Source organism: Ramlibacter sp. AN1133 (assembly GCF_037890035.1).
In the GTDB taxonomy this organism is placed as follows: domain Bacteria; phylum Pseudomonadota; class Gammaproteobacteria; order Burkholderiales; family Burkholderiaceae_C; genus Ramlibacter.
The window spans coordinates 13211-39356 of record NZ_JBBKTQ010000012.1 but is presented as its reverse complement, the minus strand read 5'-3'; the positions used below and the strand labels follow the sequence as shown (position 1 = coordinate 39356).

At 70.9% G+C, this 26146-nt stretch carries 26 protein-coding genes; 16 read left to right on the top strand and 10 right to left on the bottom strand.

The window, feature by feature from the left end:
* Positions 1-3: 3 nt before the first annotated feature.
* From WG923_RS17705 to WG923_RS17695, 3 genes are read left to right on the top strand one after another with little or no spacing between them, the layout of a single operon-like run.
* Positions 4-1044, top strand: coding sequence for an ABC transporter permease (locus WG923_RS17705; RefSeq protein WP_445322940.1), 1041 nt, complete (start codon positions 4-6; stop codon positions 1042-1044).
* The gene (locus WG923_RS17700; protein ID WP_340352303.1) at positions 1044-1829 is read left to right on the top strand and encodes an ATP-binding cassette domain-containing protein; all 786 of its coding nucleotides are present in this window, start codon (positions 1044-1046) and stop codon (positions 1827-1829) included. Before WG923_RS17705 ends, WG923_RS17700 begins: the two co-directional genes overlap by 1 nt.
* Before the next feature lie 8 nt (positions 1830-1837).
* A complete protein-coding gene (locus WG923_RS17695) occupies positions 1838-3055 on the top strand; it encodes an ROK family transcriptional regulator (RefSeq protein ID WP_340352407.1) in 1218 nt (405 codons plus the stop codon).
* Here the strand turns inward: WG923_RS17695 and WG923_RS17690 are convergent.
* Complete coding sequence (locus WG923_RS17690; RefSeq protein WP_340352302.1) at positions 3039-3788, bottom strand: dienelactone hydrolase family protein; 750 nt, start codon at positions 3786-3788, stop codon at positions 3039-3041. The genes WG923_RS17695 and WG923_RS17690 overlap by 17 nt on opposite strands.
* A 155-nt stretch (positions 3789-3943) precedes the next feature.
* Between WG923_RS17690 and WG923_RS17685 the strand changes: the two genes are divergently transcribed.
* The 6 genes from WG923_RS17685 to WG923_RS17660 all read left to right on the top strand — a co-directional run bounded on the left by WG923_RS17685 (position 3944) and on the right by WG923_RS17660 (position 9697).
* The gene (locus WG923_RS17685; RefSeq protein ID WP_340352301.1) at positions 3944-4549 is read left to right on the top strand and encodes a hypothetical protein; all 606 of its coding nucleotides are present in this window, start codon (positions 3944-3946) and stop codon (positions 4547-4549) included.
* A gap of 80 nt (positions 4550-4629) precedes the next feature.
* On the top strand, positions 4630-5304 hold the full coding sequence (locus tag WG923_RS17680; protein ID WP_340352300.1) for a hypothetical protein: 675 nt from the start codon (positions 4630-4632) through the stop codon (positions 5302-5304).
* A 53-nt stretch (positions 5305-5357) separates the two neighbouring features.
* Entirely contained in the window at positions 5358-7214 is a 1857-nt protein-coding gene (locus WG923_RS17675) for a 3'-5' exonuclease (protein WP_340352299.1), read from the top strand.
* 49 nt (positions 7215-7263) lie between these two features.
* A complete protein-coding gene (locus WG923_RS17670; protein WP_340352406.1) occupies positions 7264-8454 on the top strand; it encodes an aminotransferase-like domain-containing protein in 1191 nt (396 codons plus the stop codon).
* A gap of 18 nt (positions 8455-8472) precedes the next feature.
* Entirely contained in the window at positions 8473-9078 is a 606-nt protein-coding gene (locus WG923_RS17665) for an excalibur calcium-binding domain-containing protein (protein WP_340352298.1), read from the top strand.
* Between the two features lie 7 nt (positions 9079-9085).
* A complete protein-coding gene (locus tag WG923_RS17660; RefSeq protein ID WP_340352297.1) occupies positions 9086-9697 on the top strand; it encodes a DedA family protein in 612 nt (203 codons plus the stop codon).
* Positions 9698-9780: 83 nt separating this feature from the next.
* Here WG923_RS17660 and WG923_RS17655 read toward each other — a convergent pair whose 3' ends face one another.
* The 4 genes from WG923_RS17655 to WG923_RS17640 all read right to left on the bottom strand — a co-directional run bounded on the left by WG923_RS17655 (position 9781) and on the right by WG923_RS17640 (position 13410).
* Positions 9781-10458, bottom strand: a complete 678-nt coding sequence (locus WG923_RS17655; protein WP_340352296.1) for a Crp/Fnr family transcriptional regulator — start codon at positions 10456-10458, stop codon at positions 9781-9783.
* Entirely contained in the window at positions 10455-11141 is a 687-nt protein-coding gene (locus WG923_RS17650) for a helix-turn-helix transcriptional regulator (RefSeq protein WP_340352295.1), read from the bottom strand. The genes WG923_RS17655 and WG923_RS17650 overlap by 4 nt, the downstream gene beginning before the upstream one ends.
* Before the next feature lie 111 nt (positions 11142-11252).
* A complete protein-coding gene (locus WG923_RS17645) occupies positions 11253-12101 on the bottom strand; it encodes an alpha/beta fold hydrolase (protein WP_340352294.1) in 849 nt (282 codons plus the stop codon).
* Positions 12102-12144: 43 nt separating this feature from the next.
* Positions 12145-13410 (bottom strand): phospholipase D-like domain-containing protein, encoded by a 1266-nt coding sequence (locus WG923_RS17640; RefSeq protein WP_340352293.1) that lies wholly within the window; start codon positions 13408-13410, stop codon positions 12145-12147.
* Between the two features lie 124 nt (positions 13411-13534).
* Between WG923_RS17640 and WG923_RS17635 the strand changes: the two genes are divergently transcribed.
* Positions 13535-14593, top strand: coding sequence for an Ldh family oxidoreductase (locus WG923_RS17635; protein WP_340352292.1), 1059 nt, complete (start codon positions 13535-13537; stop codon positions 14591-14593).
* Positions 14594-14716: 123 nt separating this feature from the next.
* On the opposite strand, the gene WG923_RS17630 is transcribed toward WG923_RS17635, so the two are convergent.
* The 3 genes from WG923_RS17630 to WG923_RS17620 are packed head-to-tail and all read right to left on the bottom strand — an operon-like array spanning position 14717 to position 17672.
* Positions 14717-16186 carry a tripartite tricarboxylate transporter permease gene (locus tag WG923_RS17630; RefSeq protein ID WP_340352405.1) on the bottom strand — a complete coding sequence of 490 codons (1470 nt, stop codon included), beginning with the start codon at positions 16184-16186 and terminating at the stop codon, positions 14717-14719.
* Between the two features lie 32 nt (positions 16187-16218).
* Positions 16219-16692, bottom strand: a complete 474-nt coding sequence (locus tag WG923_RS17625) for a tripartite tricarboxylate transporter TctB family protein (protein ID WP_340352291.1) — start codon at positions 16690-16692, stop codon at positions 16219-16221.
* Positions 16689-17672 (bottom strand): tripartite tricarboxylate transporter substrate binding protein, encoded by a 984-nt coding sequence (locus WG923_RS17620; RefSeq protein WP_340352290.1) that lies wholly within the window; start codon positions 17670-17672, stop codon positions 16689-16691. Before WG923_RS17620 ends, WG923_RS17625 begins: the two co-directional genes overlap by 4 nt.
* Positions 17673-17841: 169 nt before the next feature.
* Between WG923_RS17620 and WG923_RS17615 the strand changes: the two genes are divergently transcribed.
* Positions 17842-18894, top strand: a complete 1053-nt coding sequence (locus tag WG923_RS17615) for an alpha/beta hydrolase (protein ID WP_340352289.1) — start codon at positions 17842-17844, stop codon at positions 18892-18894.
* A gap of 67 nt (positions 18895-18961) precedes the next feature.
* Here WG923_RS17615 and WG923_RS17610 read toward each other — a convergent pair whose 3' ends face one another.
* Positions 18962-20071, bottom strand: coding sequence for a peptidoglycan-binding protein (locus WG923_RS17610; RefSeq protein ID WP_340352288.1), 1110 nt, complete (start codon positions 20069-20071; stop codon positions 18962-18964).
* A 239-nt stretch (positions 20072-20310) separates the two neighbouring features.
* Between WG923_RS17610 and WG923_RS17605 the strand changes: the two genes are divergently transcribed.
* The 5 genes from WG923_RS17605 to WG923_RS17585 all read left to right on the top strand — a co-directional run bounded on the left by WG923_RS17605 (position 20311) and on the right by WG923_RS17585 (position 25540).
* On the top strand, positions 20311-20571 hold the full coding sequence (locus WG923_RS17605) for a hypothetical protein (RefSeq protein WP_340352287.1): 261 nt from the start codon (positions 20311-20313) through the stop codon (positions 20569-20571).
* A gap of 43 nt (positions 20572-20614) precedes the next feature.
* Positions 20615-20953, top strand: a complete 339-nt coding sequence (locus WG923_RS17600) for a c-type cytochrome (RefSeq protein ID WP_340352286.1) — start codon at positions 20615-20617, stop codon at positions 20951-20953.
* Between the two features lie 61 nt (positions 20954-21014).
* On the top strand, positions 21015-21377 hold the full coding sequence (locus tag WG923_RS17595; RefSeq protein ID WP_340352285.1) for a translation initiation factor Sui1: 363 nt from the start codon (positions 21015-21017) through the stop codon (positions 21375-21377).
* A 90-nt stretch (positions 21378-21467) separates the two neighbouring features.
* On the top strand, positions 21468-23501 hold the full coding sequence (locus tag WG923_RS17590) for a penicillin-binding protein 1A (protein ID WP_340352284.1): 2034 nt from the start codon (positions 21468-21470) through the stop codon (positions 23499-23501).
* On the top strand, positions 23498-25540 hold the full coding sequence (locus tag WG923_RS17585; protein ID WP_340352283.1) for a hybrid sensor histidine kinase/response regulator: 2043 nt from the start codon (positions 23498-23500) through the stop codon (positions 25538-25540). Before WG923_RS17590 ends, WG923_RS17585 begins: the two co-directional genes overlap by 4 nt.
* Here the strand turns inward: WG923_RS17585 and WG923_RS17580 are convergent.
* The gene (locus WG923_RS17580) at positions 25537-26145 is read right to left on the bottom strand and encodes a 3'-5' exonuclease (protein ID WP_340352282.1); all 609 of its coding nucleotides are present in this window, start codon (positions 26143-26145) and stop codon (positions 25537-25539) included. The genes WG923_RS17585 and WG923_RS17580 overlap by 4 nt on opposite strands.
* Position 26146: the final 1 nt, after the last annotated feature.

Sequence of the window (26146 nt, the reverse complement as noted above, 5' to 3'; positions counted from 1 at the left end):
GCCATGGACAGCCACGCCCTCCCGCACGACGAGGCCCCCCTCGTTCCCGCCGCGCCCGCCAGCGAAGCCGCCGCCGCGGTGGCCCGCGAGCCCTGGCACTTCCACCTGCCGTCGCTGGTGGAGCTCGGCCCCTTCCTCGCCCTGGTGGCCGCCTGCCTGTTCTTCGCCCTGCAGAGCGACCGCTTCTTCACGGCGCAGAACTTCGCGCTGGTGGCGCAGCAGGTGATGGTGGTCGGCCTGCTGGCGATCGGCCAGACGCTGATCATCCTCACCGCCGGCATCGACCTGTCCTGCGGCATGGTGATGGCGCTGGGCGGCATCGTCATGACGAAGCTGGCGGTGGAGTCCGGCCTGCCGGCGCCGCTGGCCATCGCCTGCGGGCTGGCCGTGACCACGCTGTTCGGCATCGCCAACGGCCTGCTGGTCACGCGCATCAAGCTGCCGTCCTTCATCGTGACGCTGGGCACGATGAACATCGCCTTCGCGCTGACGCAGCTCTATTCGAATTCGCAGACGGTGACGGGCCTGCCCGACGCGCTCACGGTGCTGGGCAACACCTTTTCGCTCGGCGGCGCCGAGGTGAGCTACGGCGTGCTGCTGATGCTGGCGCTGTACTTCCTCGCCTGGCTGGCGCTGCGCGAGACGGCGCCGGGCCGCCACGTCTACGCGGTGGGCAACAACAGCGAGGCCGCGCGCCTGACCGGCATCTCGGTCAAGACCGTGCTGATGGGCGTCTATGCGCTCGCGGGGCTGATGTACGGCGTGGCGGCGCTGCTGTCGGTGGCGCGCACCGGCGTGGGCGACCCCAACGCGGGCCAGACCGAGAACCTCGACGCGATCACCGCGGTGGTGCTGGGCGGCACGAGCCTGTTCGGCGGCCGCGGCGTGATCCTCGGCTCGCTCATCGGTGCGATGATCGTCGGCGTGTTCCGCAACGGGCTCACGCTGATGGGGGTCTCCTCCATCTACCAGGTCCTCGTGACCGGCATCCTGGTCATCCTCGCGGTGGCCACCGACCAACTCTCCCGCCGCGGAGGCCGCTGATGAAGCCCCCTGTCGTTCTGCAAGCCCGCAACCTGGTCAAGCGCTACGGCCAGGTCACCGCCCTCGACGGCGCCGATTTCGAACTGCGCGCCGGCGAGATCCTGGCCGTGATCGGCGACAACGGCGCCGGCAAGTCGAGCCTGATCAAGGCGCTCTCGGGCGCTACCGTGCCCGATTCGGGCGAGATCCTGCTCGATGGCCAGCCGGTGCATTTCCGCAGCCCCAGCGACGCGCGCCGCGCCGGCATCGAGACCGTGTACCAGGAGCTCGCGGTGGCGCCCGCGATGACCATCGCCGAGAACCTGTTCCTCGGGCGCGAGCTCACGCGCTTCGGCGCCATCGGCCGGTTGCTGCGCGTGCTGGACAAGAAGCGCATGCTGGAGGAGGCCCGCGCCGCGATGGCCGATTTGAAGATCGGCATCCGCTCCATGACCCAGCCGGTGGAGACGCTCTCCGGCGGCCAGCGCCAGGGCGTGGCGGTGGCGCGCAGCGCCGCCTTCGCGCGCCACGTGGTGATCATGGACGAACCGACGGCGGCGCTGGGTGTGAAGGAGGGCAACATGGTGCTGGAGCTGATCCGGCGCGTGCGCGACAAGGGCCTGCCGGTGATCCTGATCAGCCACAACATGCCCCACGTGTTCGAGATCGCCGACCGCATCCACATCGCCCGCCTGGGCAAGCGCGCCGCGGTCGTCGACCCGAAGAGGATTTCCATGAGCGACACCGTCGCCGTCATGACGGGGGCCCGGCGCCCCGAGGAACTGCCGCAGGAGTGCCTGGCTTGAGCTTCGTGATGGACGCCGTCGCCTCCGGCTCCCCGCTGCGGCCGCACGGCTCCAGCCAGGGCGGCGTGCGCCAGTACAACGAGCGGGTGGTGCTGCAGGCGCTGCGCCAGCATGGCGCCATGGCCGGCGCCGACCTGGCGCGACTCACCCGCCTGACTCCGCAGACGGTCTCGCTGATCACCAAGCGACTCCTCGACGACGGCCTGCTGGCCAAGGGCGACCCGGTGCGCGGCAAGGTCGGCCAGCCTTCGGTGCCGCTGGCGCTGGATGCCGACGGGGCGTACTCCATCGGCATCAAGGTGGGCCGCCGCAGCATGGACCTGCTGCTGCTGGATTTCGCGGGGCAAGTGCGCGAGCGGGCGTCGCTGCGCTACGTCTTCCCCGACCCGGACACGCTGCTGCCCGAGATCACGCAGCAGGTGAAGGCCTTCCGCAAGGCGCTGCCCGCGGCCCGGCGCGAGCGCCTGCAGGGCATCGGCATCGCCGCGCCGCTGTCGCTGGGCGGCTGGCACCAGTTGCTGGGCGTGGATCCGGCCATCGCGGACAAGTGGAACCACGTGGACCTGTCGGAGCGCGTGGCCCGCGCCACCCGGCTGCCGGTGCACTTCGTCAAGGACACGGCCGCGGCCTGCGTCGCGGAGCTGGTGGCCGGCATCGGGCGCAACGTGCGCAGCTTCCTCTACGTGTTCGTCGACACCTTCATCGGCGGCGGACTGGTCATCGACAGCCACCTGCGCGGCGGCCTGCACGGCAACGCCGGCGCGGTCGGCTCGCTGGCGCTGCGCGAAGCCGCGGCGGGCGAAGCGACGCCGCCGCAGCTGCTGAGCGTGGCCTCGCTGTTCAACCTGGAAGCCTTCTACCGGGAGGCGGGCCTGGACCCGGCGGCGGCCATCGACGAGCGCGCACTGCAGCCGCCGTGGGAGCAGCACACGCGGCGCTGGTTGGAACAGGCCGCGCCGGCCATCGCGGTGGCGGTGCACAACGCCGCCTGCCTGCTGGACCTGGACGGCATCGTCATCGACGGCTCCTTCGGCCGCACCCTGCTGGCCGCGCTGCTGGACCGCCTGGACGCCGCGCTGGGGGCCTACAGCTGGGAGGGCGTGGCCCGCCCGACCTTGCACGCGGGGGCCATCGGCTCGGACGCGCGCGCGCTCGGCGGGGCCTTGTTGCCGCTGTACGCCAACTTCGCGCCGGACCGCGACCTGTTCCTCAAGCTGGAGCGCTGACGCGCCGCAGCTTGCGGTCGAAGAGGGCGAACAGGCGCTCCCAGTGCCGCTCCGCCGATGGCTGGTCGTAGATGCCCGCGCGCTTCGGGAACACGAAGCCGTGCTGCGCGCCGGGATACCACTCGATGCGGTGCGGCGTCCCCGCCGATTCCAGCGCGGCCTGCAGCTTCGCCACCGCCTCCGGCGGCGCCCAGATGTCCGTTTCCGCGCAGGCCACGTAGGTCTCGCAGCGGATGCGCGGCGCCATCAGGTGGGGTGAGTCGTCGCGGTCGGTCACCATGCGCGCGCCATGGATCGAGGCGATCGCGGCGATGCGCTCGGGGAAGGCCGCGGCTGCCGCGAACACGAACGGGCCGCTCATGCAGTAGCCCACGGCGCCGACGCGCTTGGCATCGGCCTCGGGCTGCGCATCGGCGAAGTCCAGCATGGCGGCGGTGTCGCGCACGGTCATCGCGTTGGTGAGGCTGTCCATGTGCTCGAACATGGGCTTCATCGCCTCCGGCGTGCGCTCCTTCAGTTCGAATTCGCGGGTGCGGCGGTAGTAGAGGTTGGGCAGCACCACGTAGTAGCCGACGCTGGCCAGGCGCCGTGCCATGTCGTGCAGTTCCTCGCGCTTGCCCGGCGCGTCCATGTAGAACAGCACCACGGGGTGCGGCCCGCCTTCCTCCGGATGCACCACGAAGCTGTTCATGGCGCCGTCGGCGGTGGGGATGTCCAGGTGCTTCTCGATCATCGCGGGGCCTCCAGGCGGCAGAGCATGAGGCAGCGCGCCAAGCCTGGGCTACAGGGTAGTCCCGCACCTACCCGCCGGACCTCGGCGGGACGACATGCGAAGCGCGGCGGCGGACCTACATAGTCAGGAGTGCCATAGAAAAGGGGAAACACACCATGCATACCGCCATTTGCGCTTTCGACGAACGCAGCCGCGCCGAACAGGCCAGGGACGAACTCGTCCGCTCGGGCTTCGCGCGCCACGACGTGCACATCGAGCACAAGGAGCTGTACGACGAGCACCGCGACGCCAACGACCGCTGGGACGGGATGGAGCGCGAGATCGCGGTGGACCGCGGCGTGCTGTCTTCCTTCGGCCACTTCTTCGCCAGCCTGTTCGGGCGCGATTCGGGCCGCGCCGACACCTATGCGCAGCACGTGGAACGCGGCAGCTACGTGGTGGTGGTGGACGCCCACGACGAGGCCGAGGCCGAGCGGGCGCGCACGATGCTGAACGGCCTGCAGGCCGGCGACCTGAACGTGGTGCCGCGCCCCGAGCAGCGGCCGCTGCGCGACATCGTCGGCATGCGCCAGGGAGACGCCGGCATGGTGGAGCGCAACCGCGAGCCCTACGAGGGCACGGCGACCTCCTCGAACATGGAAAGCGAGCACGCCCTGGCCTCGCATCGCCTGGCGCCGACCGCCGGCCCGGACCTGCGCGATCCGGACGTGGAGCGCGCCCCGGGGCTGCGCTACTCGGACAAGGACAAGCCGAACGGCTGATGCCGCTCCCGTCGGACCGGGGTTGACCCGGACGGCCCCCGGCGCGAGCATGGACCCGCGCCCACGAACAGGAGGTTCGCATGCATACCGCGATCTGTACATTCGAGGACCGCGCGGGGGCCGAGCAGGCCGCCGAGCGACTGGTGCAAGCGGGGTTCGACCGCCGCGAGGTGCACGTCGAGCACCGCCACGCCGACGGCACGCCGATGGCGGAGCCCGATGCGGGCACCGAGCGCCGCGACCACGACGTCGTCGGCAAGTTCTCGTTCTTCGAGCGCCTGTTCGGCGCCGGCCGGCACGCGCCGCACGCCGACACGTACAGCCGCGCCGTGGAGCAGGGCCTGTACGTGGTGCTGGTGGAAAGCGCCGACGAGTCCGAGGCGCAGCACGCGCAGGACGTGCTGCATGGCTTGAATCCCGCCGACGTCACCCTCGTCCACCGCGCCGGCGAGCCGCCGCTGCGCGACCTGGTCGCCGAGCGCCGGGGCGGCAGCCTCGAGCAGCGATTCGGCACCGCCCGCGCGGAGATGGGGGCCGGCCACAACATGGACGTGCGGCGGGAAGGCGAGCTTTTCCCGCCGGAGCGCAGGCCGGCGGACCTCGAGGGCGAAGGCACGGTGGAGCGCGCTCCCGAGCGCGCGATGGCCTCGCAGGGCTGGGGCGAGCAGCGCGAGCTGAAGGTGGTCGACGACGACAGGCCGATCGCATCGCCGGACATCGCGGCGGCGCACGAGGACAGCGACAAGCCGCGCTGAGCGCGGGAGCCCGCGGCCGCGACCGTTAGACTTCCTGCGGGAGGTCTCTCGGGGTGGCCATATTTCCTCAGGGCAAGACGAAGGTCATCGACCGGACGCGGGGCGGGGAAAAGCGCCTGCTGGAAGCGCTGGCGCGCACCCTGGAAGACGACTACACGGTCTGGCACAACATCCCGATCATGGGGTCCGGCCGCGAGCCGGACGTCGTGATCCTGCACCCCAGCCGCGGCCTGCTGGTCCTGGAGGTGAAGGACTGGAAGCGGCGCACGATCCTCGACGCGAACCCGATGCGGGTGCTGATCGAGACGGAGCGGGGGCGGGTCAGCACCCTCCACCCGGTCGCCCAGGCGCGCAGCTACATGCTGGAGCTGACGCACCAGCTGCAGAAGTATCCCGAACTGCTGCAGCCGGAAGGGCGCCACCGCGGCCAGCTGCTGCTGCCCTGGGGCTGGGGCGCCGTCCTCAACGGGATCCGCCGCAAGGAGGTCGAGGGGGATGCCGGCTTCGCCGGCGTGTTCGAGCCCCACAAGGTGCTGCTGTGGGACGACCTGGCGGAGGATGTCGACCCCATGGCGTTGCAGGAGAAGCTGTGGGGCATGTTCAACGTGCGGTGGCAGCACCAGCTGTCGCTGCCGCAGATGAACATCGTGCGCGGCCTGCTGTTCCCGGAGCTGCGCATCGGCTCGCAGCAGGTGCTGCCGCTGGCCGATTCGCCCTCCCGCCTGGTGGTCCAGGACGTGCTGCAGGTGATGGACCTGCACCAGGAAATGGTGGCGCGCACCCTGGGCGAGGGGCACCGCGTGATCCACGGGCCGGCCGGCTCCGGCAAGACCATGATCCTGGTGTTCCGCGCGGTGCAGCTCGCCGCCGCGGCGCGGCCCGACAAGCCGATCCTCGTGCTTTGCTACAACCGCGACCTGGCGACGCGCCTGGAGACCATGCTGCGCCTCAAGGGCGTCGGCCCCGAAGTGCAGGTCGCAACCTTCCATGCCTGGGCGATGGACCTGATCCGCACCTACCAGCTCGGACCGATCGCCAGCGGCAGGCTCACGGGCGAGGACTACGACGCCCTGGCGCGCCTGGCCTGCGAAGGCATCACCGCTGCGCGGGTGCCGAAGGGCCAGTACACGGCGCTGCTCATCGACGAGGCGCACGACCTGGCCGACGAGTGGCTCGCGGCGGCCGTGCAGATGGTGGACCCGGCGACGAAATCGTTGCTGGTCCTGTACGACGATGCGCAGTCCATCTATCACCGCAAGGGGCGCAAGACCAGCTTCGCGAAGCTCGGCATCGAGGCGCAGGGGCGCACGAAGATCCTGCGCATCAACTACCGCAACACCACCGAGGTGCTCGCGCTGGCGGTCGAATGCGCCCAGGGCGTCCTCGATGCGGCAAAGCCGCTGGCGGCCGAGGACATGCCCCTCGTGATGCCGCAGTCCGCCGGCCGCAGCGGCCCGCTGCCGACCTTCCTTTGCTTCGACAGCGGGCGGGAAGAGGCGAGCGGCATCGCGCAGCAGGTCCGCGAGCTGCTGGCGCAGGGCCGCCACCCCGCCGAGGTCGCCGTGCTCGCCCGCTACCGCGCGTGCCTGGACGGCGTGCGCGCCGCGCTCGCATCGGAAGGGGTGCCCTGCACGCCGCCCAAGGGTGAACGCGGGCGACGGCAGGAGTCCGGCGGCGAAGTCATGCTGACCACGTTCCACAGCAGCAAGGGCCTGGAATTCCCCTGCGTGTTCCTCGTCGGCCTCGACCGCATCGACGCGGCCGAGGCGAACCGCGTCGAGGAGTTGCGGCTCCTCTACGTCGCCATGACGCGTGCCACGCACAGCCTCGTGCTGGCTGCCGTCGGTTCGTCGCGCCTCACGCGCCAGGTGGAGCAGGCCCTCGAGCGGGTGAAGGCGGCCTGGCACTAGGCGAAAATGCGGCGATTCGCTTCGCCAGCCGGAAGAAACCCCCATGCCCCTGAAATTCGCCTCCCGCCTCGACAACGTCGAGACCTCCGCCATCCGCGAGCTGTTCAAGCTGCTCGGCAAGCCCGGGATCATCAGCTTCGCCGGCGGCTTCCCGGACAGCGCCATGTTCGACGTGGAGGGCCTGCGCGAGGCCTCGCAGAAGGCGCTGGCGGAGGAGCCGGGCGGCGCCTTGCAATACGGCGCCACCGAGGGCTACGAGCCGCTGCGCACGCAGCTCGCCGCCTTCGAGCGCGGCAAGGGCGTGGCCGAGATCGAGCCGCAGCAGCTGATCGTGACCACCGGCAGCCAGCAGGCGCTGGACCTGATCGGCAAGACGATGGTGAGCCCCGGCGACAAGGTGATCGTCGAGGGGCCGACCTTCCTGGCCACCATCCAGTGCTTCCGCCTCTATGGCGCGGACATCCAGAGCGCGCCCATCGACGCGCGGGGCGTGCAGGTCGACCGGCTGGAGCAGCTGATCGTCGAACACCGGCCGAAGTTCGTGTACCTGATCCCCACCTTCGGCAACCCGAGCGGCGCGCTGCTGTCGCTGGAGCGGCGGCGCAGGGTGCTGGAACTGGCCGTGAAGCACCAGGTGCTGGTCGTGGAAGACGACCCTTATGGCGACCTGTACTTCGGCGAGGCGCCGCCCCCGAGCATGCTGGCCCTCTCGAAGGACGTGCCGGGCAGCCGCGAGTGGATCGCCCATTGCGGCAGCATGAGCAAGGTGCTGAGCCCGGGCCTGCGCGTGGGCTGGCTGATCGCGCAGCCGGAGCTGCTGGCCAAGGCCACGATGTGCAAGCAGTTCAGCGACGCGCACACCAGCACGTTCGCGCAGGCGACGGCGGCGCAATACCTCAAGAGCGGGCGCATGCCGGCGACGCTGGCCAACGTGCGCCGCAAGTACGCGGAGCGTTCGCATGCGATGGCCCAGGCGCTCAAGCGCGAGTTGGGCGATGCGATCGAGTTCACGGAGCCCAAGGGCGGCTTGTTCTTCTGGGCCCGCCTCACGGGCGCCGGCGGCAAGGTGAAGGATGCCGGCGAGTTCGCCAGGCGCGCGATCGAGCAGGGCGTGGCCTTCGTGCCGGGGGCGCCTTTCTTCGCGAAGGATGCGGATCCGTCGACGTTGCGACTGAGTTTCGCGACGGCGGATGTCGAGAAGATCAAGGAAGGCGTGGCCCGGCTGGGCCGCGCGCTCTGATCGCCACCGGCTGCCGGGATGCGCTTCACGGGACGACTGCGGGATTGGAACGAGCAGCGCGGGTTCGGCTTCATCCGGCCGGCCGAGGGCGGTGACGATGTCTTCGTGCACGGTTCCGCGCTGCCTTCGCCGCGGCCGGCAAGCGAGGAGCTCCTGACGTTCGAGGTGGCGCTCGATCGGCAGGGGCGCAAGAAGGCCGTGGAGGTGCGCCGGCAGCTGCAGGAAGCGGCGGCGCTGCAGGAGGATCGCGCGCGCGGCAGCCATGGCGTCGTGCAGAGGCAGTTCGCCCGGCCTGACCGGCGTTCTGTTTCAGGAAAGGTGCCCGTGCTCGTGACCCTGGTGCTGTTGGCTGTGCTGGGCCGCGTGGGGTATGGCGTGTACGGCGAACGGCAGGCCGCACGCGCCATCGAGAGTTCGGTCGAGCCCGAAAATTCGAGCCAGCCCCTCTCCGCGCAGCGGGCAGGCACTCCGGCCTTCACCTGCGACGGCCGGACCCTGTGTTCCCAGATGCACTCCTGCGAGGAAGCGACCTTCTTCCTGCGCAACTGTCCCGGCGTCCAGATGGACGGCAACAACGATGGCGTCCCCTGCGAAAAGCAGTGGTGTGCGTCTGGCGGAAGGTAGCAGGCCCATGTTCCAGCAAATCGCCCTCGACCTCCTTGCGTCGCTGCACGGCGGCCCAGCCTATGCGGTGCTGTTCCTCTTCGTCGCGGCGGGTGGCCTCGGCGCTCCCTGGGCGCAGGACATCGTCCTCCTCGCCGCGGCGGGCCTGGGCCTGCGCTCCGGCGGCCTGGACCCGGTGGCCGTCGCGGCCACGGCCTGGCTCGCGATCCTGGCCGGGGATGCGCTGAGCGTCTGGTTCGGCCATCACTACGGCGCTCGCTGGGTGCGGCGGCCGTGGGCGGCGCGCTTCGTGCCGCCGCAGCGGCTGCCGGGGCTGGAGGAGGGGATGCGGCGGCATGCCGCGACGATGTCCTTCGTCACGCGTTTCCTGCCGGGGCAGCGGGGGACGCTGTTCTTCATCTTCGGCTCCTTGCGCATGCCGTGGAAGGCTTTCCTGGCGGCCGATGCATTGGCGGCGTTGATCCAGGTCGCGCTGGCGCAGGTGGGAACGCGATCGTTCGGGTGGAGTTGGCAGGCGTCGATCGCGCCGGTGGAGGTGGCGGACAACGTGCTGACGCTGGTGCTCGTCGTGGTGTTGGTGGGGTGGTGGATGCGGGCCAGGAGGAGCGCGCGCGGGTAGCGCTGCGCATCGCTGGGGTTTCGCTGGCGCTCCACCGCCAGCCTACGGGAGTGCGCCGCGGACCTGGACCGGTGCGCAGGCGATTACCAGCGCGCCGGCAACTCCCGGAACAGCACGATCCGCCCGTCCTGCTTGCCGACGTACCCCCCCACCTCCAGGTCCTTCATCAGGCGGCTGACCATCTCGCGCGAGCAGGCCAGGTGATTGGCGATCTGCTGGTGGGTGATGCGCTCGCGCAGGATGCGGCTGCCATCGGGCGCCGGCGGCTCGGACAACTGCTCCAGCAACCGCTTGAAGCGTCCGTAGACATCGATCAGCGCCAGGCTGCGCGTGCTCTCGGTGGCCAGGCGGGCGCGGCGGATCAGGCGCGCCATCATCTCCAGCGCGAAATCCGGCTCCTCGGCGATGTACGCCAGCAGCGTCTCGCGGGTGATCACGGCGCACGTGGTGGTCTCCAGCGTCTCCACGTTGGCCGAGCGCGGCCCGCCGTCCAGCGACATCTCGCCCACGTATTCGCCGGGGCCGTAGAGGCCCAGCGTGATTTCCTTGCCCTTGGGGTCGGCCGCGTAGGCGCGCAGGCGGCCCGTGCGCACGATGTAGAGCGTGCTGCCGATGTCGCCCTCCTGGATCAGGAGCATGCCGCGGCGGAAGCTGCGCAGCGTTCCGCGCGCGGCCAGCGCCTCGGTGTGGCGCGAGCCGGCGGCGAATGGAAGGCCCTCCGCTTCCGCGGCATCGCCGGAGAGGCGGAGGTCCCTCCTCACTGATGCACCATGCGCCCGGGTCCCCCGGGCAGGGTCGGATTGGTGGGCAGCATCGGCGGCAGCATCGCGACGCGCTGCGCGAGCAGGCGGATGTGCCGCAGGCCGGTCTTTTCGCGCAGCGAGCGCAGGTGCGTGCGCACGGTGGAGGGCGTGATGCCCTTGACGCGCGCGATCTCCTTGACCTGCAGGCCCTCGCACAGGTGGCGCAGCACCGATTCCTCGGCGGCGGTGAGGCCGTGCGTGCGCGAGAAGAAGCCGACGTTCAGGTTGCGCGTCGCGGTCTGCCGCGCCAGCATCAGCAGCACCGGGGTGCCGCTGCCCTCGGTGGGCATCAGCGGCACGCAGGTCACGGGCAGCACGTCGCCGCCTTCGCGCAGCATCAGCATGTGCCGCCGGCCGAGCGCCGCGGCCTGCAGCCCGCGGCGCAGTTCCTGCGTCACGGCCGGCGTCTCGCCGATCACCAGCCCGTCGTCCACGCGCAGGAAGCGCGCCCGCGTCAGCTCGCTCCACCCGAGCTGGTTGGCATGCTGGAGCTCGCCGGTCGCGCTCAGCAGGATGAGGCCGTAATCGATCTCCTCCAGCACGCGCCAGGCACAGCGCGCGACGGCGCGCGGGTCGCCGGCGACCGCCGCGGGCGGGCGGGACAGGGTGAAGGTGGCCAGGGTCTGGGTTGCTGCGTCCATGATGCGCTGTCCTCCATTAGGTGGAGGAGAGTCTATGAACGTCCGGCAACGCCGGAAGACGGCTCGATACCGGTGTAAATGTGATCGGTTCACGTCTGTCTTGGGCTTGCCTCACGCCAGGAGTTGGAGTAGGGCTTCATCGAAGGCCGCGGCCGCCTCGAACTGTACCCAATGTCCGGCCTGCGGGATACGCACCAGGCGCCCGAATTGCGGCGCCGCGCGCAGCAGCCGCTCCAGCTCCTCGAGCATGCCGCCGCTGTAGAGCGCATCGTGCTCGCCGTAGATGGCGTCGAGCGGGCACGCGATGGCGGCCAGGTGGCGCAGCAGGATGTCCGTCATCGCGAGCTTGCGCCGGCGCATCCGGTCGTGCGGCACGTTGGCCGCCTGCACCGCGACGGCCAGCGCGTCGACCGATTCCGGCCGATGCAGCATGAGCGTGGCGAGGTTGCGCCGGTGCGCGTTGGTGCGCGCATGCGGGTCGTCCAGGTGCTGCCAGGCGACGAGCGTCAGGCGCTTCTCGCGCAGCCCGAAGCCCGGGGCGCCCACCAGCACGAGCCGGCGGACGATTTCGGGGTGGGCGGCCGCGAGCAGCCCGCCGCAGAGGCCGCCGAAGGAAAAGCCCGCCACGTCGACGGCCTGCATCCCCAGCAGGTAGGGCAGGCCCTCGGCCAGCACGGGCACCACGCCATCCGCATCGCCGTTGCCGGGCGGCCTGGCCGAATCGCCGAAGCCGGGCAGGTCGGGCACGAGCACGCGCCGGCCGGCGGCCGCCAGGGGCTCGATGTTGCGGATCCAGTGCGTCCAGCTGCCGCTGCCGCCATGCAGCAGCACGAGCGGGTCGCCGTCGCCCCAGGCGTGCCACACCATGTCGCCGTCGCCGCAGGGCGAAGTCAGGCGCGTGGCGCGTTTGAGGATCGCCAGGGCTTCGGGCGGCAGGTCTTCGGCGAGCAGGCGGGACATGGCCCGATTCTCTCCGAGGCGCGCCTGGCTGCTGCCGGTGCTCCTAAAGCACGTCGTTCAGCAGGTACGCCGCGTTGTCCTTGATCTTGTGCAGCACGCCGCGCTTGCGCCATTTCTCCAGCTGGATCTCCTCGGCGCGCTGGCCGTAGCGCTCGAAGATCTGCTCGAACTGCGCCGCGATGCCGCGGTCCAGGATGCCGAGCGTGATCTCGTCGTTAGTGTCGAAGGAGCGGTCGTCGAAATTGGTGGAGCCCACGGCGCACCAGCAGCTGTCCACCACCATCAGCTTCTGGTGCAGCAGCGTGTGCGGATACTCGAACAGCCGCACGCCGTGGCGCATCATCTGCTCGAAGTGGCGGTGGCCGGCGTGCTGCACCATCGGGCTGTCGGAGCCGCTCGCGGCGGGCATCAGCACGCGCACGTCGACTCCGCGCCGCACCGCCGCCGCCAGCGCGGCTATGGCCTCGACCTTGGGAATGAAGTAGGGGTTCTGGATCCAGATCCGCTTCTTGGCCAGGCACAGCACCGCGTGGTGCAGGATCTTGACCGCGGGTGCGGAGTTCTCGGGCTTGGCGAAGGCCGCGTGGATGGGGATGTCGCCCACCCGCTCCAGCACCGGGAAGACTTCGTCGCCCACGAACAGCTCGCCGGTCTCGCCGGCCCAGTTCTCGCTGAATGCGCCCTGGATGCTGTGCACGATCGGCCCGTGCAGCCACACGCTCACGTCCGAGAAGTGCTGGCCGTCCTCGGCGTCGCCCAGCCACTCGTCGGTGACGCAGTGGCCGCCGACGAAGGCCTCGCGCCCGTCGATCACGCACAGCTTGCGGTGGTCCCGGTCGTTGAGCACGCCGATGGTGTAGAGCGACTTCTTGTGGAAGAACTTCACCTTGCAGCCCTGTTCGCGCAGGCGCTGCACCATGTCCTTGTCGATCGTCTTGGATCCCTGGGCGTCGAGCAGGATGCGGACCGTGACGCCGGCCCTGGCCCGGTCGATGAACGCCGCGAACATGCGGTTGGCGAGTTCGCCCGGCTTCCACAGGAAGGTCTCGAAGTGCACCGTGTGCTGCGCCGCGCGGATGCGCTCCATCAGCACGTCGAAGAAGCGGCCGTTCTGCAGCACGTCGACCGTGTTGCCGTCCACGGCGGTGCTGAGCGTCAGCCCCGAGAGCGAGGGCATGAGCTGGTCGATCGGCGACTCGGAACTGACCTGCAGGATCGGGCTGCGATGCCACCGGATCGAGTAGATGACCAGGAGCAGCACCGCGATGAGGACAAAGGACAGCCAGACCCAGAGGGGGGATGCGAACATGGGTGAAGGGGTGTGCTCTGCCGTTGTTGTGGGGGGATTGTGGGTGCGCGCGGCGCGCGGCGGGGGTGTCGGTAACGGAGTGTTCGCCTTAGACTCGGCAGCCTCACCTCGGCCCCGCCGCTCCATGCCCCAGTCCTCCCCCCGCCACGCTGCCGCCGACCTGCTCGCCTTCGCCCGCTCGCTCCTGTGCGCGGCCGGCATGCCCGAAGACAAGGCGCAGGGCGTCGCCGACATCCTGGTCGAGGGCGACCTGCTCGGGCACACCACCCACGGCCTGCAACTGCTGCCCTCGTACCTGCGCGAGGTCGAGTCCGGCTCGATGCGCGTCGAGGGCGCGCCGGAGGTGATCCGCGAGACGCCCGCCACGCTCACCTGGAACGGCCGGCGCCTGCCCGGCCCCTGGCTGGTGCTGCAGGCCATGGAGGCCGCCGCGGCCAAGGCGCAGCAGTGCGGCACCGGCACGGTGGTGATCCGCCAGAGCCACCACATCGCCTGCCTGGCGGCCTTCCACCGGCGCGCGACGGACCGCGGCCTGATGATGATCCTGGCCTCCTCGGACGCGAACTCCGCCAGCGTCGCTCCTTTCGGCGGGCTGGATGCGGTGTTCACGCCGAACCCGATCTCCATCGGCATCCCCAAGAGCGGCGACGCGATCGTCACCGACATCTCCACCTCCGCCACCACCAACGGCCTGACCAAGCGCCTGCACGACGAGGGCGGGCGACTGCCGGCGGCGTGGGTGATCGACGGCCACGGCCAGCCGACCGACGACCCCTCGGTGCTGTTCCGGGAACCGAAGGGGACGATCCTGCCCCTGGGCGGCCTGGACTCCGGGCACAAGGGCTACGGCCTGTCGCTCACGGTCGAGGCCCTCACGGGCGGCCTGGCGGGTTTCGGCCGCGCGGATCCGAAGCAGGGCTGGGGCGCCACGGTGTTCCTGCAGATCCTGGACCCGCAGGCGTTCGCCGGCCGCGCGGATTTCGTGCGGCAGATGGACGCGGTCGCGGCGCAATGCCACGCCTCGCGCCCGGCGCGCGCGGGCCGGCCGGTGCGGCTGCCGGGGGAGAAGGGCTTCGCGCTGGCGCGCGAGCAGCAGGCGCAGGGCGTGGCGCTGCATGCCGGCATCCTGGAGGCGCTGCAGCCGTGGGCTCAGAAGCTGGGGGTGGCGATGCCGCGTTCGTAGGCTGGCGGTGAGCCGCGTCAGCGCGCGAACCCCAGCGCTTGAGCGGTGGTCGCGCGGCGCTGGGGTTCCCTTCGGTCACCACCAGCCTACCGGGTCAGCACCAGGGTCAAATGCTCGCCACCCTCAGGCCGGCACCTCCGCCCGCCGCAGCCGCAAGGCCTTGAGCACCGGCGGCACGAACCACACCAGCACCGTCACCACCGCCAGCCCCGCCGCGATCGGCCGCTCCACGAAGGCCGCCAGGTTGCCGTTGGACTTGATCATCGAGGTGATGAAGTTCTCCTCCAGCATCCCGCCCAGCACCACGCCCAGGATCGCCGGCGCGATCGGGAAGCGGTTGGCCTCCAGCACGTAGGCCACGATGCCGGCGACCAGCATCACGGTCACTTCGAACGTCGAATTGTTGATGGCGAAGGTGCCGACGATGCAGAACAGCAGGATCAGCGGCATCAGCACGTTGCGCGGCACCAGCAGGATGCGCTTGGCCGCCTTGATGCACAGCAGGCCCATCGGAACCATGATGATGTTGGCCAGGATGAACAGCAGGAACACCGCATAGATGTTCTGCGGGTTGGTCGTGAACAGCGTCGGCCCCGGGTTCATGTTCTTCATGTACAGCACGCCGATCACGATGGCCGTGATCGAGTCGCCCGGGATGCCGAACACCAGCGCCGGGATCCAGGCGCCGGCCAGCGCGCTGTTGTTCGCCGAGCCCGATTCCACGATGCCCTCGACGTGGCCGGTGCCGAACTTCTGCGGCTCCTTCGACAGCTTCTTGCTCATGGCGTAGGACATCCACGCCGCGATGTCGGCGCCCGCGCCGGGCAGGGCGCCCACCGCGGTGCCCAGGGCGCTGCCGCGCAGGATCTGCAGCGGGTATTTCTTCGCCAGTTCCCACTGGCCCTTCATCACGTTGCCGACCTTCTCGACCACCAGTTCGGCCGGCGGGCTCGTGTCCACCACGAAGCGGATCACCTCGGAGATCGCGAACATGCCGATCATCATGGCGATCATGCCGATGCCGCCGGTCATCTCCGCGCTGCCGAAGGTGAAGCGGGGATAACCCGCCGGGTTGCCCAGGCCCACGCAGGCCACCAGCAGGCCGAGGAACAGCGTCATCACGCCCTTGAGCGGCTCGTCGCTGGTGATGAACACGGCGCAGGTCAGCCCCAGCAGCACCAGCCAGAAGTACTCGAACGAGCTGAAGTGCAGCGCGAATTCGGCCAGCGCCGGCGCGGCCAGGATCAGCACCGCCGTGCCGAACAGGCCGCCCACCGCGGAGAACACCAGCCCGGCGCCCAGCGCCAGTTCGGCCTGGCCCTTGCGCGTCATGGCGTAGGCCTCGTCGGTGTAGGCCGCCGAGGCCGGCGTGCCCGGGATGCGCAGCAGGCAGCCGGGCACGTCGCCGGAGAAGATCGCCATCGCGGTGGCCGTGACGATGGTGGCGATGGCCGTGATCGGCGGCATGAAGAAGGTGACCGGCACCAGCAGTGCCGTGGCCATGGTGGCCGTGAGTCCGGGCACGGCGCCGACGAAGAGGCCGAACAGGGAGGCCAGCACCATTGCCAGCAGGGTGCCGGGCTCGAACACCATTGCGAACGCCTGCAGCACGGCGGCGGAGGTCGTCACCAGGCGATCCCTTTCAGCACGCCCCAGGGCAGCGGCACGCGCAGCAGCTTGTAGAAGGCGAAGTGGATCAGCAGCGTGGCCACCAGCGCGATCGTCACCGCCCGCAGCGGCGGCACGCGCAGCACGAGGAACAGGCTGGCCAGGATCACCGGCGCGGTGAGCAGGAAGCCGAGCTTCTCGGCGGCCAGGATGTAGAACACCACCGATGCCAGCAGCACCGCGAGCGAGAGCACATGGCGCGGCGAGCGCACCCAGTCGTCCCAGGCCAGCCAGCGGTGCGCCGCACGCTCGCGCCAGCCCCGCGCGATCAGCAGCACGCCGCCGATGCACAGGCCCGCGGCGATGAGGCCGGGGAACAGGGCCGGGCCGACGGGCTGCCCCGGGATCTTGGGATACCCCTGGACCCCGACCAGCACGGCCGCCCCCAGGAGCATCAGCAGGACGCCGAAAACGGCGTCGTTCAGTTTCACTTCGCGATGCCCACGGCCTTCATCGTGGCGCCCAGTTCGGCGTCCGACTTCGCCATGAACCTGCCGAAGTCCTCGGGCCCGGCGTACACCACGCCGAAGCCGCGGCTGTGCATGAAGTCCTGGTAGTCCTTGCTGTTGGCGACCTTGCGCACCACCCCCGCGAGCTTCTCGCGCACGTCGTTCGGGATGCCCTTGGGCGCGACGATGCCGCGCCAGGCGGCCATGGTCCAGTCGCTGCCCAGCGAGGCCTTGAGCGTCGGCACGTTCGGGTAGAGCGCCGCCGGCTTCGCATCCATGATGGCCAGGCTCTTGACCTTGCCGGCATCGATCAGCGAGCGCGCCTCCGGCAGCGACACCGGCGCGATCTCGATGCCGCCGGCCACCATGTCCTGCAGGCCGGGCGCGGCGCCGTTGCTCGGCACCCAGGACACGCTGGCCGGATCGATCTTCTGGTCGCGCAGCAGGCCGGCCAGGGCCAGGTGCCAGATGCCGCCCTGGCCCGTGCCCGAGGCCTTGAACTTGCCGGGGTTGGCCTTGATCGCGGCCAGCAGGTCCTGCACGTTCTTGTAGGGGGCGTCCGCGCGCACCTGCACGCCGGCCGGGTCGGCGTTGACCAGGCCGATCGGCGTGTACGAGGCGCCGCTCAATTCCGTCAGGCCCTGCCAGTGCATCATGCCGATTTCGACGGTGGCCAGGCCGATGGTGTAGCCGTCGGGCGGCGCCGCGGCGATGGCGGCGTGGCCCACCACGCCGCTGCCGCCGGTGCGATTGACCACCGTCACCGGCTGGCCCAGTTCCTTTTCCATCAGGCTGCCGAGGATGCGCGCCGTGGCATCCGTGCCGCCGCCGGCGCCCCAGGGCACGATCAGCGTGATCGGGCGCGCGGGATAGTTCTGTGCCGCGGCGGGCAGGGCGGCAGCAGCGAGGGCGACAGCGGCGAACGCGCCGGCCAGCAGCGAGCGGCGGGAAGGACGAAGCATGGTGGTCTCCTGGTCGCGATGAAGGGGTGATACGGCGACTCGGACTGCAATCTAGCCCCGGCGCAGCCGGGCGGTTCTAGGGAGAACCCCCCTGACGCCGCCCCGGCTTTTCGGAGGAGGACAAAAGACCGCGCGGCGCGCACACTGCCGGCACCCGCAGGAGGCTCCCATGCTGGTGTTCACGAACCGCGACGTCGTCGCGCAGTCAGACCCGTCCGCCTTCCAGCGCAGTTTCACGCCCGGCGGCAACCGCATCGCGGTCGCCGCGGTGGCGCGCGACGCTGCCGGCCGGTGGGCGCTCTCGCGCATCGACGACGACGTGACCGAGCGCGACGCCTTCGACCTGCTGCTGCCCCTGTTCGGCGGCGGCCGGCCCCTGCTGCTGTACCTGCACGGCCACGGCAGCGCTCCGGCGGCGTGCTTCGCGCGCTGCGCCGCGCTGGAGGCGGAATACGGCGCCGAGGTGATCGGCTTCTCGTGGCCGTCCGAAGGCCTGCTGTGCGACGGCGAGCCCGTGCCCAGGTTGGCCGCGCCCGATGCACCGGCGGAGGAACTGGATCTCGCCGGCCTCAAGTCCTCCAACCGCGTGGACGCCGAAGGCCAGCAGCTCGCCCGCCGCTACCGGCAGGCGAAGGTGAATGCGCAGGAATCGGTGGATGCGCTGGCCAAGTTCCTGCGCATGCTGGCGACCTGCCGCCTCATCTCGAACACGCAGCCGTTCACGATCGCGGCCCACGGCCTCGGCGCCCACTTGCTGCAGTACGCGCTGGAGGTGCCGGGCGCCGGCGAGGCCATCGGCGCGGCGTACAACGTGGTGCTGCTCGCGCCCTGCGTGCGCGCCGACGGGCACCGCGGCTGGCTGCACCAGTTGCGCCCCAAGGGCCGCACCTACGTCACCTTCAACCGGGCGGACACGGTGCTGGCCGGCGCCTTCCTGGCCGACGGGCGCAAGCAGGCCAAGCTGGGCACGGATCCCGGCCGCGAGCTGCTGCAGGGCGCCGGCTTCCGCTACGTCAGCTTCTCGAACGCGCAGACCGGCAGCGGCGGGCATCGCTACTTCGTCGACGGGCTCACGGCGGAGAGCCGGCGCCTGTTCGGCCGCCTGTTCCGCTCCGAGGCGGACCTGCAGCCCGGCGAGCCGGACCGCAAGGCCTATCCCGCGGGCTGCGAAGGCGCGGTGGGCTACATGGCCCTGCCGGATTCGGCCCGGGCCGGCGACTAGGAGCCTGTAACGACGGATGGCGGGCTTCCAGGCCCAACGCAGGCCCGTTTCTCTGCCGCCCAGGCTCCTAGTTTTCCAGCGCCAGCAGCTTCTGGATCAACGCGGCATCGGCGATGCCCGTTTCCGGCAGCTCGCTGGCGCGCTGGAAGGCGCGGATGCAGCGCGCCGTGACGGGCCCCCAGACGCCGTCCGCGCGCAGCTCGCAGCCCTGGTCCGAGAGGGCGAGCTGCACCAGCCGCACGTCCAGCCCGCGCTGCAGCGGCGAATGCACCGCCAGCTCGCGCGTACCCGGCTCCGGGCCTTCGTGGCAGCCGTGCGGCGGGGCGGCCAGGGTGGCCGGCGAGATTTCCTCCCCGTTGACGACCAGCGGCAGCGGCAGCGCCCAGGCTTCCTGGTCCATCAGGTGCCGGAAGGTGTCCATGCACGCGACCGCTTCGCGCAGGAGCGGGTTCGGATGCGTGGCCAGCCAGTCGCGCCGCAGCTGGACGTAGCGCCGCAGCCACTCGTGCTCGCCCACCTGCTGCACGCTGCCGCCGGCGCTCGCGCGATCGCGCAGCGGCGTCCAGGCGCCGCGCAGCCAGCTTTCGTGCACCACGGCCACGCCCAGCGGCGAGCGGATGCCCAGGCGGCTGGCCGCGCGCAGGGACGGATCCCAGTAGAGCTCGTCGAACAGGCTGTCCTGCAGGTCGCGCATCACCGGATCGTCGGCGCTGGCGCGCAGCAGGTTGTGCAGCTTGCCCTCGCGGTCGACGGTGGCGCTGCGGCCGGCCAGGGCCGGCAGCCAGGCGCGCAGCCGGGCGCCGAAGCGTGCGCCGACGGTGCCGCAGTAGCGCTCCACCAGCAGGTGCAGGTGCCCCGAGCCGAGGCTCGCGCGCGCGCCGCCGAAAGTGAGGCGGCCGCACTCGCCGGGCTGCAGCGCGAGCGCGGAAGGGTCGGCGCGCAGCCTGCCGGTGGCCAGCAGGTGCACCAGCGCTTTCGCCGCCTGCGCCTGCGAAGCGGGCAGCGGCTGGCACCCCAGGGGCGCCGGGGTGGAAGGCCGGGTGAAACGCAGGACGCAGTGGCCGGGCAGCGCCGGGTCGTCGCGGCACTCGACCACGAGGTGGCCGGTGCCTTCCAGGTCGTGCCTGTGTTCGCCGCCGTCGGCACTGGCCACGGTCAGGCTCAGGACTTCGCTCATCGCCAGCTCCCAACTTCCGACAGAACCTCGTTGCCAGCATAGGGTGGGGCACCGATGCCTGCCATCGTCCTGAATGCGGATGAAGGGCAGCCCTGCGCCGCGAGGGTGACGATGGTCATGCCGCGGTCGAGCGACTTTTGGCACACCTCGCCCGCTCGGTCGCCGAAAGGCTGATAGGCAAGCGCGCCGTCCCCTGCTACCTTGACGAACGCGCACCACGGCACCATCTGGGGGCTTCCATGAACATCCTGCATTTCGTCGCCACTTCGGTGCAGCCCCTCGCCGCGGCCACGGGGCTGCCGGCCGCCCAGGCCCGCGGCGCGGCGGACATGGCGCCGCTGGTGCACGGCGCGCAAAAGGGCGTGCAGGCGTACAGCCGGGCCTCGGATGCGTACGCCACGCTGTCCATCGACTCCTCCGTGGCGCTGTGGGCGCTGGGCATCGCCGGCGCGATCGTGTTCGTCGAGTGGCTGCTGGCGCGCACCGGTCGCAGGCGTTGATCTGCCGCAAGGGGCGGCGCCCGCCGCTGCCTAGCATGGAAGCATGCCTTCCCTGCGTCTTCTCCCGCTGCTGCTGGTCGCATGTGCCGCCGGCGCGCACGCCCAGGCCTCGCCCTCGCGCGGCCAGCTGCTGTACACCACGCACTGCGTCGAATGCCATACCACCCAGATGCACTGGCGCGACCGCCGCCAGGCGCGCGACTGGGACACGCTGCGCACGTGGGTGCGCCACTGGGAGGGCGAGTCGCGCCTGCGGTGGACCGACGAGGACGTGGACGCCGTCGCCCGCTACCTGAACGACACCGTCTATCACTTCGGCCGCGTCGCGGTCGATGGTAGGCTGGCGGTGGAGCGCAGCGAAACCCCAGCATTGGCGCGATAAGCGCTGGGGTTTCGCTGTCGCTCCACCTCCAGCCTACGAAAACCTCGCAGACTCCAGCCCCGTGAAGTCCCGATCCCCCACCGGTGGCCTCGTCTACTCCACCGAAGGCGGCCGCATGTGCCCCGCCTGCCGCCGTCCCCTGGCCCAGTGCAGCTGCAGCAAGGCGGCGCCGCCCCCGCCCTCCGACGGCATCGTGCGCGTGCTGCGCGAGAGCAAGGGACGCGGCGGCAAGGCCGTCACGGTGGTGCGGGGCGCTCCCGGCGACGCGGCAGCGCTGGCACGGCTGGGCCAGGAGCTGAAAACCGCCTGCGGCTGCGGCGGCACGGTCAAGGACGGTACGATCGAGGTCCAGGGCGACCATGTGGACAAGGTGATGGCCTGGCTCCAGCAGCGCGGCCACAAGGTCAAGCGCGCCGGCGGCTGAGTCGAACATCGGCTTACGCAGGCAGCTGAACTGTGTCCACGCGCCCGAGTCCTACATCGCTCAGCCACACCCCTCACTAGATTTCAGCGGATGTCCCCGGCCCTTGCCCGGGCCCAGGCCTGGGCCGTCGTTCTGTCGCACCGCCTGCGCGATCTCGCGCGGCGCCACCCCGTGCGCGCGGCGCTGGCGCTGCCCACGCTGTTCCTGGCGTACGTGCTGGTGCTCATCCCCTACACGCCCAGCATCTCCGACCTGCGCAAGGCCAAGTCCGAGGTGCCGACGGTCGTCATGTCCTCCGACGGCGTGGTGCTCGCCGAGTTCAAGCGCGTCAACCGCGAGTGGGTGCCGCTGAACCGGATCTCCAAGCCGGTGGTGGACGCGCTGATCGCCACCGAGGACCGCCGCTTCTACGAACACCACGGCATCGATTTCCGCCGCACCGCCGGCGCGGTCCTCAACACGCTGCGCGGCGTGCGCCAGGGCGGCTCCACCATCACGCAGCAGCTCGCGCGCAACCTGTACCCGCAGGAGATCGGCCGCGCCGCCTCGGTCACGCGCAAGGTGAAGGAGGCGATCACGGCGCTGAAGATCGAGGCGATCTACTCCAAGCAGGAGATCCTGGAGGTCTACCTCAACACCGTGCCCTTCCTGTACAACGCCTTCGGCATCGAGATGGCCGCGCGGACGTATTTCGACAAGTCGGCCGACAAGCTGGACGTGCTGGAAAGCGCCACGCTGATCGGCATGCTCAAGGGCACGAGCTACTACAACCCGGTGCTCAACCCGGAGCGCGCGCGCGAGCGCCGCAACACCGTGCTGGCCCAGATGGCGAAGTACGGCAAGCTCGATGCGAAGCGCGCCGAGGTGCTGGCGGCACGGCCGCTGCGCATCGACTTCGAGCGGCAGACCGAGCCGATCGGCATCGCGCCGCACGTGGCGCAGCAGGTGCGCAAGTGGCTGATCTCCTGGGCCGACCGCGAGGACTTCGACATCTACGCCGACGGCCTGGTCGTGCGCACCACCATCGACACGCGGCTGCAGAAGGCCGCCAACCAGGCGGTGGCGCGCCAGCTCGGGCAGCTGCAGGGCATCGTGGACCGCGGCCGCCGCCGCGGCGAGGAGCGCGCGCTGCTGCAGGCGGGCTTCCTGGCCATCGATCCGCGCAGCGCCCGGGTGCTGGCGTGGGTGGGCAGCAGCGATTTCGCCGTCGACCAGTTCGACCACGTGAACCAGGCGCGCCGGCAGCCCGGCTCCACCTTCAAGCCCTTCGTCTACGGCGCGGCGTTCGCCGAGGGCCTCACGCCCGAGGACGTGTTCATCGACCAGGCGGTGGCGCTCCGCGACCGCGGCGGCGCCGTCTGGAGCCCGCGCGACACCACGCCGCCCAGCAACCAGCCGATGACGCTGCGCGACGGCCTCGTGCACTCGCGCAACAGCATCACGGCGCAGGTGATGCAGCGGGTGGGCCCCGCCAAGGTGATCGACCTCGCCCAGGGCCTGGGCGTGCGCGAGAGCAAGCTCGAGCCGGTGCTGTCGCTGGCGCTGGGCACCAGCCCGGTCACGCTGCGCGAGATGGTCACCGCCTACGGCACGCTGGCCAACAACGGCCGCTACCTGGGCGAGCCGCAGCTGATCGCCCGGGTGGAGGACCGCAAGGGCCACACCCTCGCCCTGTTCACCCGCCCCAAGGGCGAGGAGGTGATGCCCAAGCCGCGCGCGCTGCAGCTCGTGAACGTGATGCGCGGCGTGGTCGACGAAGGCACCGGCAACGCGATCCGCACGCGCTACGGCATCCAGGCCGACGTGGCCGGCAAGACCGGCACCACCCAGGACAACACCGACGGCTGGTTCATCCTGATCCACCCGCAGCTCGTGGCGGGCGCCTGGGTCGGCTTCAACGACCAGCGCCTCACGATGGGCGACAGCTGGGGCCCGGGCGCCCGCAGCGCGCTGCCGATCGTGGGCGACTTCTTCACGCAGGCGCTGCGCAGCCGCGCCGTCGACGCGCGAGCCGAATTCGACATCCCGCGGCCGCGGCCGAAGCCGCGCGAGGTGCCGCGCAGCGACCCGGTGCAGGAGATCGTCAACGACCTGCTGGGGCGCCTGTTGAGGATGATCCAGTGAACACCGCGACCGACCAGCGCGTCGCCGCGGTCGCCGCCGGCCCCTCGCGCTACGGCCTGCAGGAACTGGAGCGGCTGTTCCGCGACGCGCCCGCCGCCGTCGCGTGGCTGGGCGGTCCGCGGCACGAATACCTGTTCGCCAACGAGGCCTACCTGCGCCTGGTGGGCGAGCGCGACCTGGTGGGTCGCACGGTGGGGGTGGCCTTGCCGGAGCTGGCCGACCAGGGCTTCGTGCAGATGCTCGACGCCGTGTACGCCTCGGGCGAGGCCTATGTCGGCAGCGAGGTGACGGTGCAGCTGCGCGGCGCCGGCGGCGGGGCGCTGCAGCAGCGGATCGTGGACTTCGTGTTCCAGCCGGTGCGCGACGACGCCGCGCGCATCACCGGCATCTTCATCCAGGCGACCGACGCCACCCAGCGCGTGGCGGCGCAGGAGGCCCTGCGCGAAAGCGAGGCCAAGTTCCGCGCCATCACCAACTCGATCGACCAGATGATCTGGTCCACGCGCGCCGACGGCTTCCACGACTACTACAACGACCGCTGGTACGAGTACACGGGCGTGCCCTACGGCACCACCGACGGGGAGGCATGGAGCGGCATGTTCCACCCGGAGGACCAGAAGCGCGCGTGGGCCGTGTGGCGCCACAGCCTCGCGACCGGCGAGCCGTACCACATCGAATACCGCCTGCGCCACCGCTCGGGCCATTACCGCTGGGTGCTCGGGCGCGCGCAGCCGCTGCGCGACGCGGCGGGCGGCATCGTGCGCTGGTTCGGCACCTGCACCGACATCCAGGACATCGTGGACGCGCGCGAGGTGCTGAGCCGCTCGCGCGAGGAGCTGGAGCGGCAGGTGCAGCTGCGCACCGAGCAGCTGCTGCACGCCGAGGAACAGCTGCGCCAGGCCCACAAGATGGAGGCCATCGGCCAGCTCACCGGCGGCATCGCGCACGACTTCAACAACATGCTGCAGGGGATCGTCGGCGCGCTGGACGTGATCCGCAAGCTCGAGGCCACGGGCCGCACCGGCAACATTCCGCGCTTCGTCGACATGGCGATGAATTCCGCCCAGCGCGCGGCCGCCATGACGCACCGGCTGCTGGCGTTCGCGCGGCAGCAGCCGCTGGCGCCGCAGCAGGTGGACCTGAATGCGCTGGTGCAATCGCTGCGCGAACTGGTACGGCGCACCTGCGGCGAGTCGATCACGCTGGCGACCGATCTCGCGCCGGGCGTCTGGCCGATCCGCTGCGACCCGAACCAGCTGGAAAGCGCGATCCTCAACCTGGCGATCAATGCCCGCGACGCGATGCCGCAGGGCGGCAGCCTGACGCTGCGGACGGCCAACGCGACGCTCCCGCGCACGCAGGTGGGGCCCGCCGACACGCTCGATGCGGGCGACTTCGTGCGCCTGTCGGTGAGCGACACGGGCACGGGCATGCCGCCGGACGTGATCGAGCGCGCCTTCGACCCCTTCTTCACCACCAAGCCGATCGGGCAGGGCACCGGCCTGGGGCTGTCCATGGTGTACGGCTTCGCGCGCCAGTCGGGCGGCTTCGCGCTGATCGAGAGCCGCGAAGGCGAGGGCACCAGCGTGTCCATCCTGCTGCCGCGGTACGAGGGCGATGCGGCGGACGGCCCGCTCGTGCAGCCCGCGCCGGCCGACCTGGTGCAGGGCCGCGGCGAGATCATCGTCGTGGTGGAGGACGACGAGATCGTGCGCACGCTGGCGGTGGAGACGCTCTCGGGCCTCGGCTATGCCGTGCATGCCGCCGCGAGCGGCCCGGAGGGCGCGCAGCTGCTCAACGCGCTCGGCCCGGTGGACCTGCTGCTGACCGACATCGGCCTGCCCGGCGGCGTGAGCGGCAAGCAGCTCGCCGACGCCGCGCGCGCGACCCGTCCCGGCCTGAAGGTGATCCTGATCACCGGCTACGCACAGGAGGCGATGGATACCGACCTGGTGGCGCAGAAGTTCGAGCTGCTGCGCAAGCCGGTGCTGATCGACGTGCTGCTGCGCAAGGTGCAGGAAGTCCTCGCCCGCCGTTAGCGCCGCTGGCCCGCGGGCTGCATGCGCAGCGCTTCATAGACGCACAGGGCGGCCCAGGCGTCGTTGGCTGCATACAGCAGCTGCGATTCGGTGAGCGAGCGCTGGGCCCAGTTGGAGGTGGCCGCGCGCTTGGACTTCTGGTAGCGCTTGCCGAACAGCACCGCCACCGCCGTCTTGACGCCCACCTGCTTGCGGTAGCCGCGCTGGCGGAACAGCGTGTCGAGGTCCAGCACGTCGCGCGGCTCGACGCCGAGCTTGTCGACGATGCGCCGCTTGTCGTCGCGCAAGCCGAAGCCTGCCTTGACGATGCCTGCGCGCGCCAGCAGCTCGCCGGCCACGCCGCGGCACTCCGGGTCGTGGAGCTGGAACACGAAGGCCTGTTCCAGGGTGGCGAGCTGGATCACGTGCGGGCCCTCGGAGGCCTGGCCGGTGACGAAGGTCGGCCGCGATTCGGTGTCGAAGCCCCAGGCCGGCGCGCGCAGCAGGGTGTCGGCCGCACGAGCGGCCTCGGCCGCGGTGGCGACCAGCGCGATGCGATCGAGCCCGAGCCGCGTGAAGGGCTCCAGCAGGGCGAGCTCTTCGGAGGTGGGGACGGTCGGGGCCATG

Coding starts and splice junctions, on each gene's coding strand:
- WG923_RS17705 (WP_445322940.1), top strand. CDS start 4: ATGGACAGCCACGCCCTCCCGCACGACGAGGCCCCCCTCGTTCCCGCC.
- WG923_RS17700 (WP_340352303.1), top strand. CDS start 1,044: ATGAAGCCCCCTGTCGTTCTGCAAGCCCGCAACCTGGTCAAGCGCTAC.
- WG923_RS17695 (WP_340352407.1), top strand. CDS start 1,838: ATGGACGCCGTCGCCTCCGGCTCCCCGCTGCGGCCGCACGGCTCCAGC.
- WG923_RS17690 (WP_340352302.1), bottom strand. CDS start 3,788: ATGATCGAGAAGCACCTGGACATCCCCACCGCCGACGGCGCCATGAAC.
- WG923_RS17685 (WP_340352301.1), top strand. CDS start 3,944: ATGCATACCGCCATTTGCGCTTTCGACGAACGCAGCCGCGCCGAACAG.
- WG923_RS17680 (WP_340352300.1), top strand. CDS start 4,630: ATGCATACCGCGATCTGTACATTCGAGGACCGCGCGGGGGCCGAGCAG.
- WG923_RS17665 (WP_340352298.1), top strand. CDS start 8,473: ATGCGCTTCACGGGACGACTGCGGGATTGGAACGAGCAGCGCGGGTTC.
- WG923_RS17660 (WP_340352297.1), top strand. CDS start 9,086: ATGTTCCAGCAAATCGCCCTCGACCTCCTTGCGTCGCTGCACGGCGGC.
- WG923_RS17650 (WP_340352295.1), bottom strand. CDS start 11,141: ATGGACGCAGCAACCCAGACCCTGGCCACCTTCACCCTGTCCCGCCCG.
- WG923_RS17645 (WP_340352294.1), bottom strand. CDS start 12,101: ATGTCCCGCCTGCTCGCCGAAGACCTGCCGCCCGAAGCCCTGGCGATC.
- WG923_RS17640 (WP_340352293.1), bottom strand. CDS start 13,410: ATGTTCGCATCCCCCCTCTGGGTCTGGCTGTCCTTTGTCCTCATCGCG.
- WG923_RS17635 (WP_340352292.1), top strand. CDS start 13,535: ATGCCCCAGTCCTCCCCCCGCCACGCTGCCGCCGACCTGCTCGCCTTC.
- WG923_RS17630 (WP_340352405.1), bottom strand. CDS start 16,186: ATGGTGTTCGAGCCCGGCACCCTGCTGGCAATGGTGCTGGCCTCCCTG.
- WG923_RS17620 (WP_340352290.1), bottom strand. CDS start 17,672: ATGCTTCGTCCTTCCCGCCGCTCGCTGCTGGCCGGCGCGTTCGCCGCT.
- WG923_RS17615 (WP_340352289.1), top strand. CDS start 17,842: ATGCTGGTGTTCACGAACCGCGACGTCGTCGCGCAGTCAGACCCGTCC.
- WG923_RS17610 (WP_340352288.1), bottom strand. CDS start 20,071: ATGAGCGAAGTCCTGAGCCTGACCGTGGCCAGTGCCGACGGCGGCGAA.
- WG923_RS17605 (WP_340352287.1), top strand. CDS start 20,311: ATGAACATCCTGCATTTCGTCGCCACTTCGGTGCAGCCCCTCGCCGCG.
- WG923_RS17600 (WP_340352286.1), top strand. CDS start 20,615: ATGCCTTCCCTGCGTCTTCTCCCGCTGCTGCTGGTCGCATGTGCCGCC.
- WG923_RS17590 (WP_340352284.1), top strand. CDS start 21,468: ATGTCCCCGGCCCTTGCCCGGGCCCAGGCCTGGGCCGTCGTTCTGTCG.
- WG923_RS17580 (WP_340352282.1), bottom strand. CDS start 26,145: ATGGCCCCGACCGTCCCCACCTCCGAAGAGCTCGCCCTGCTGGAGCCC.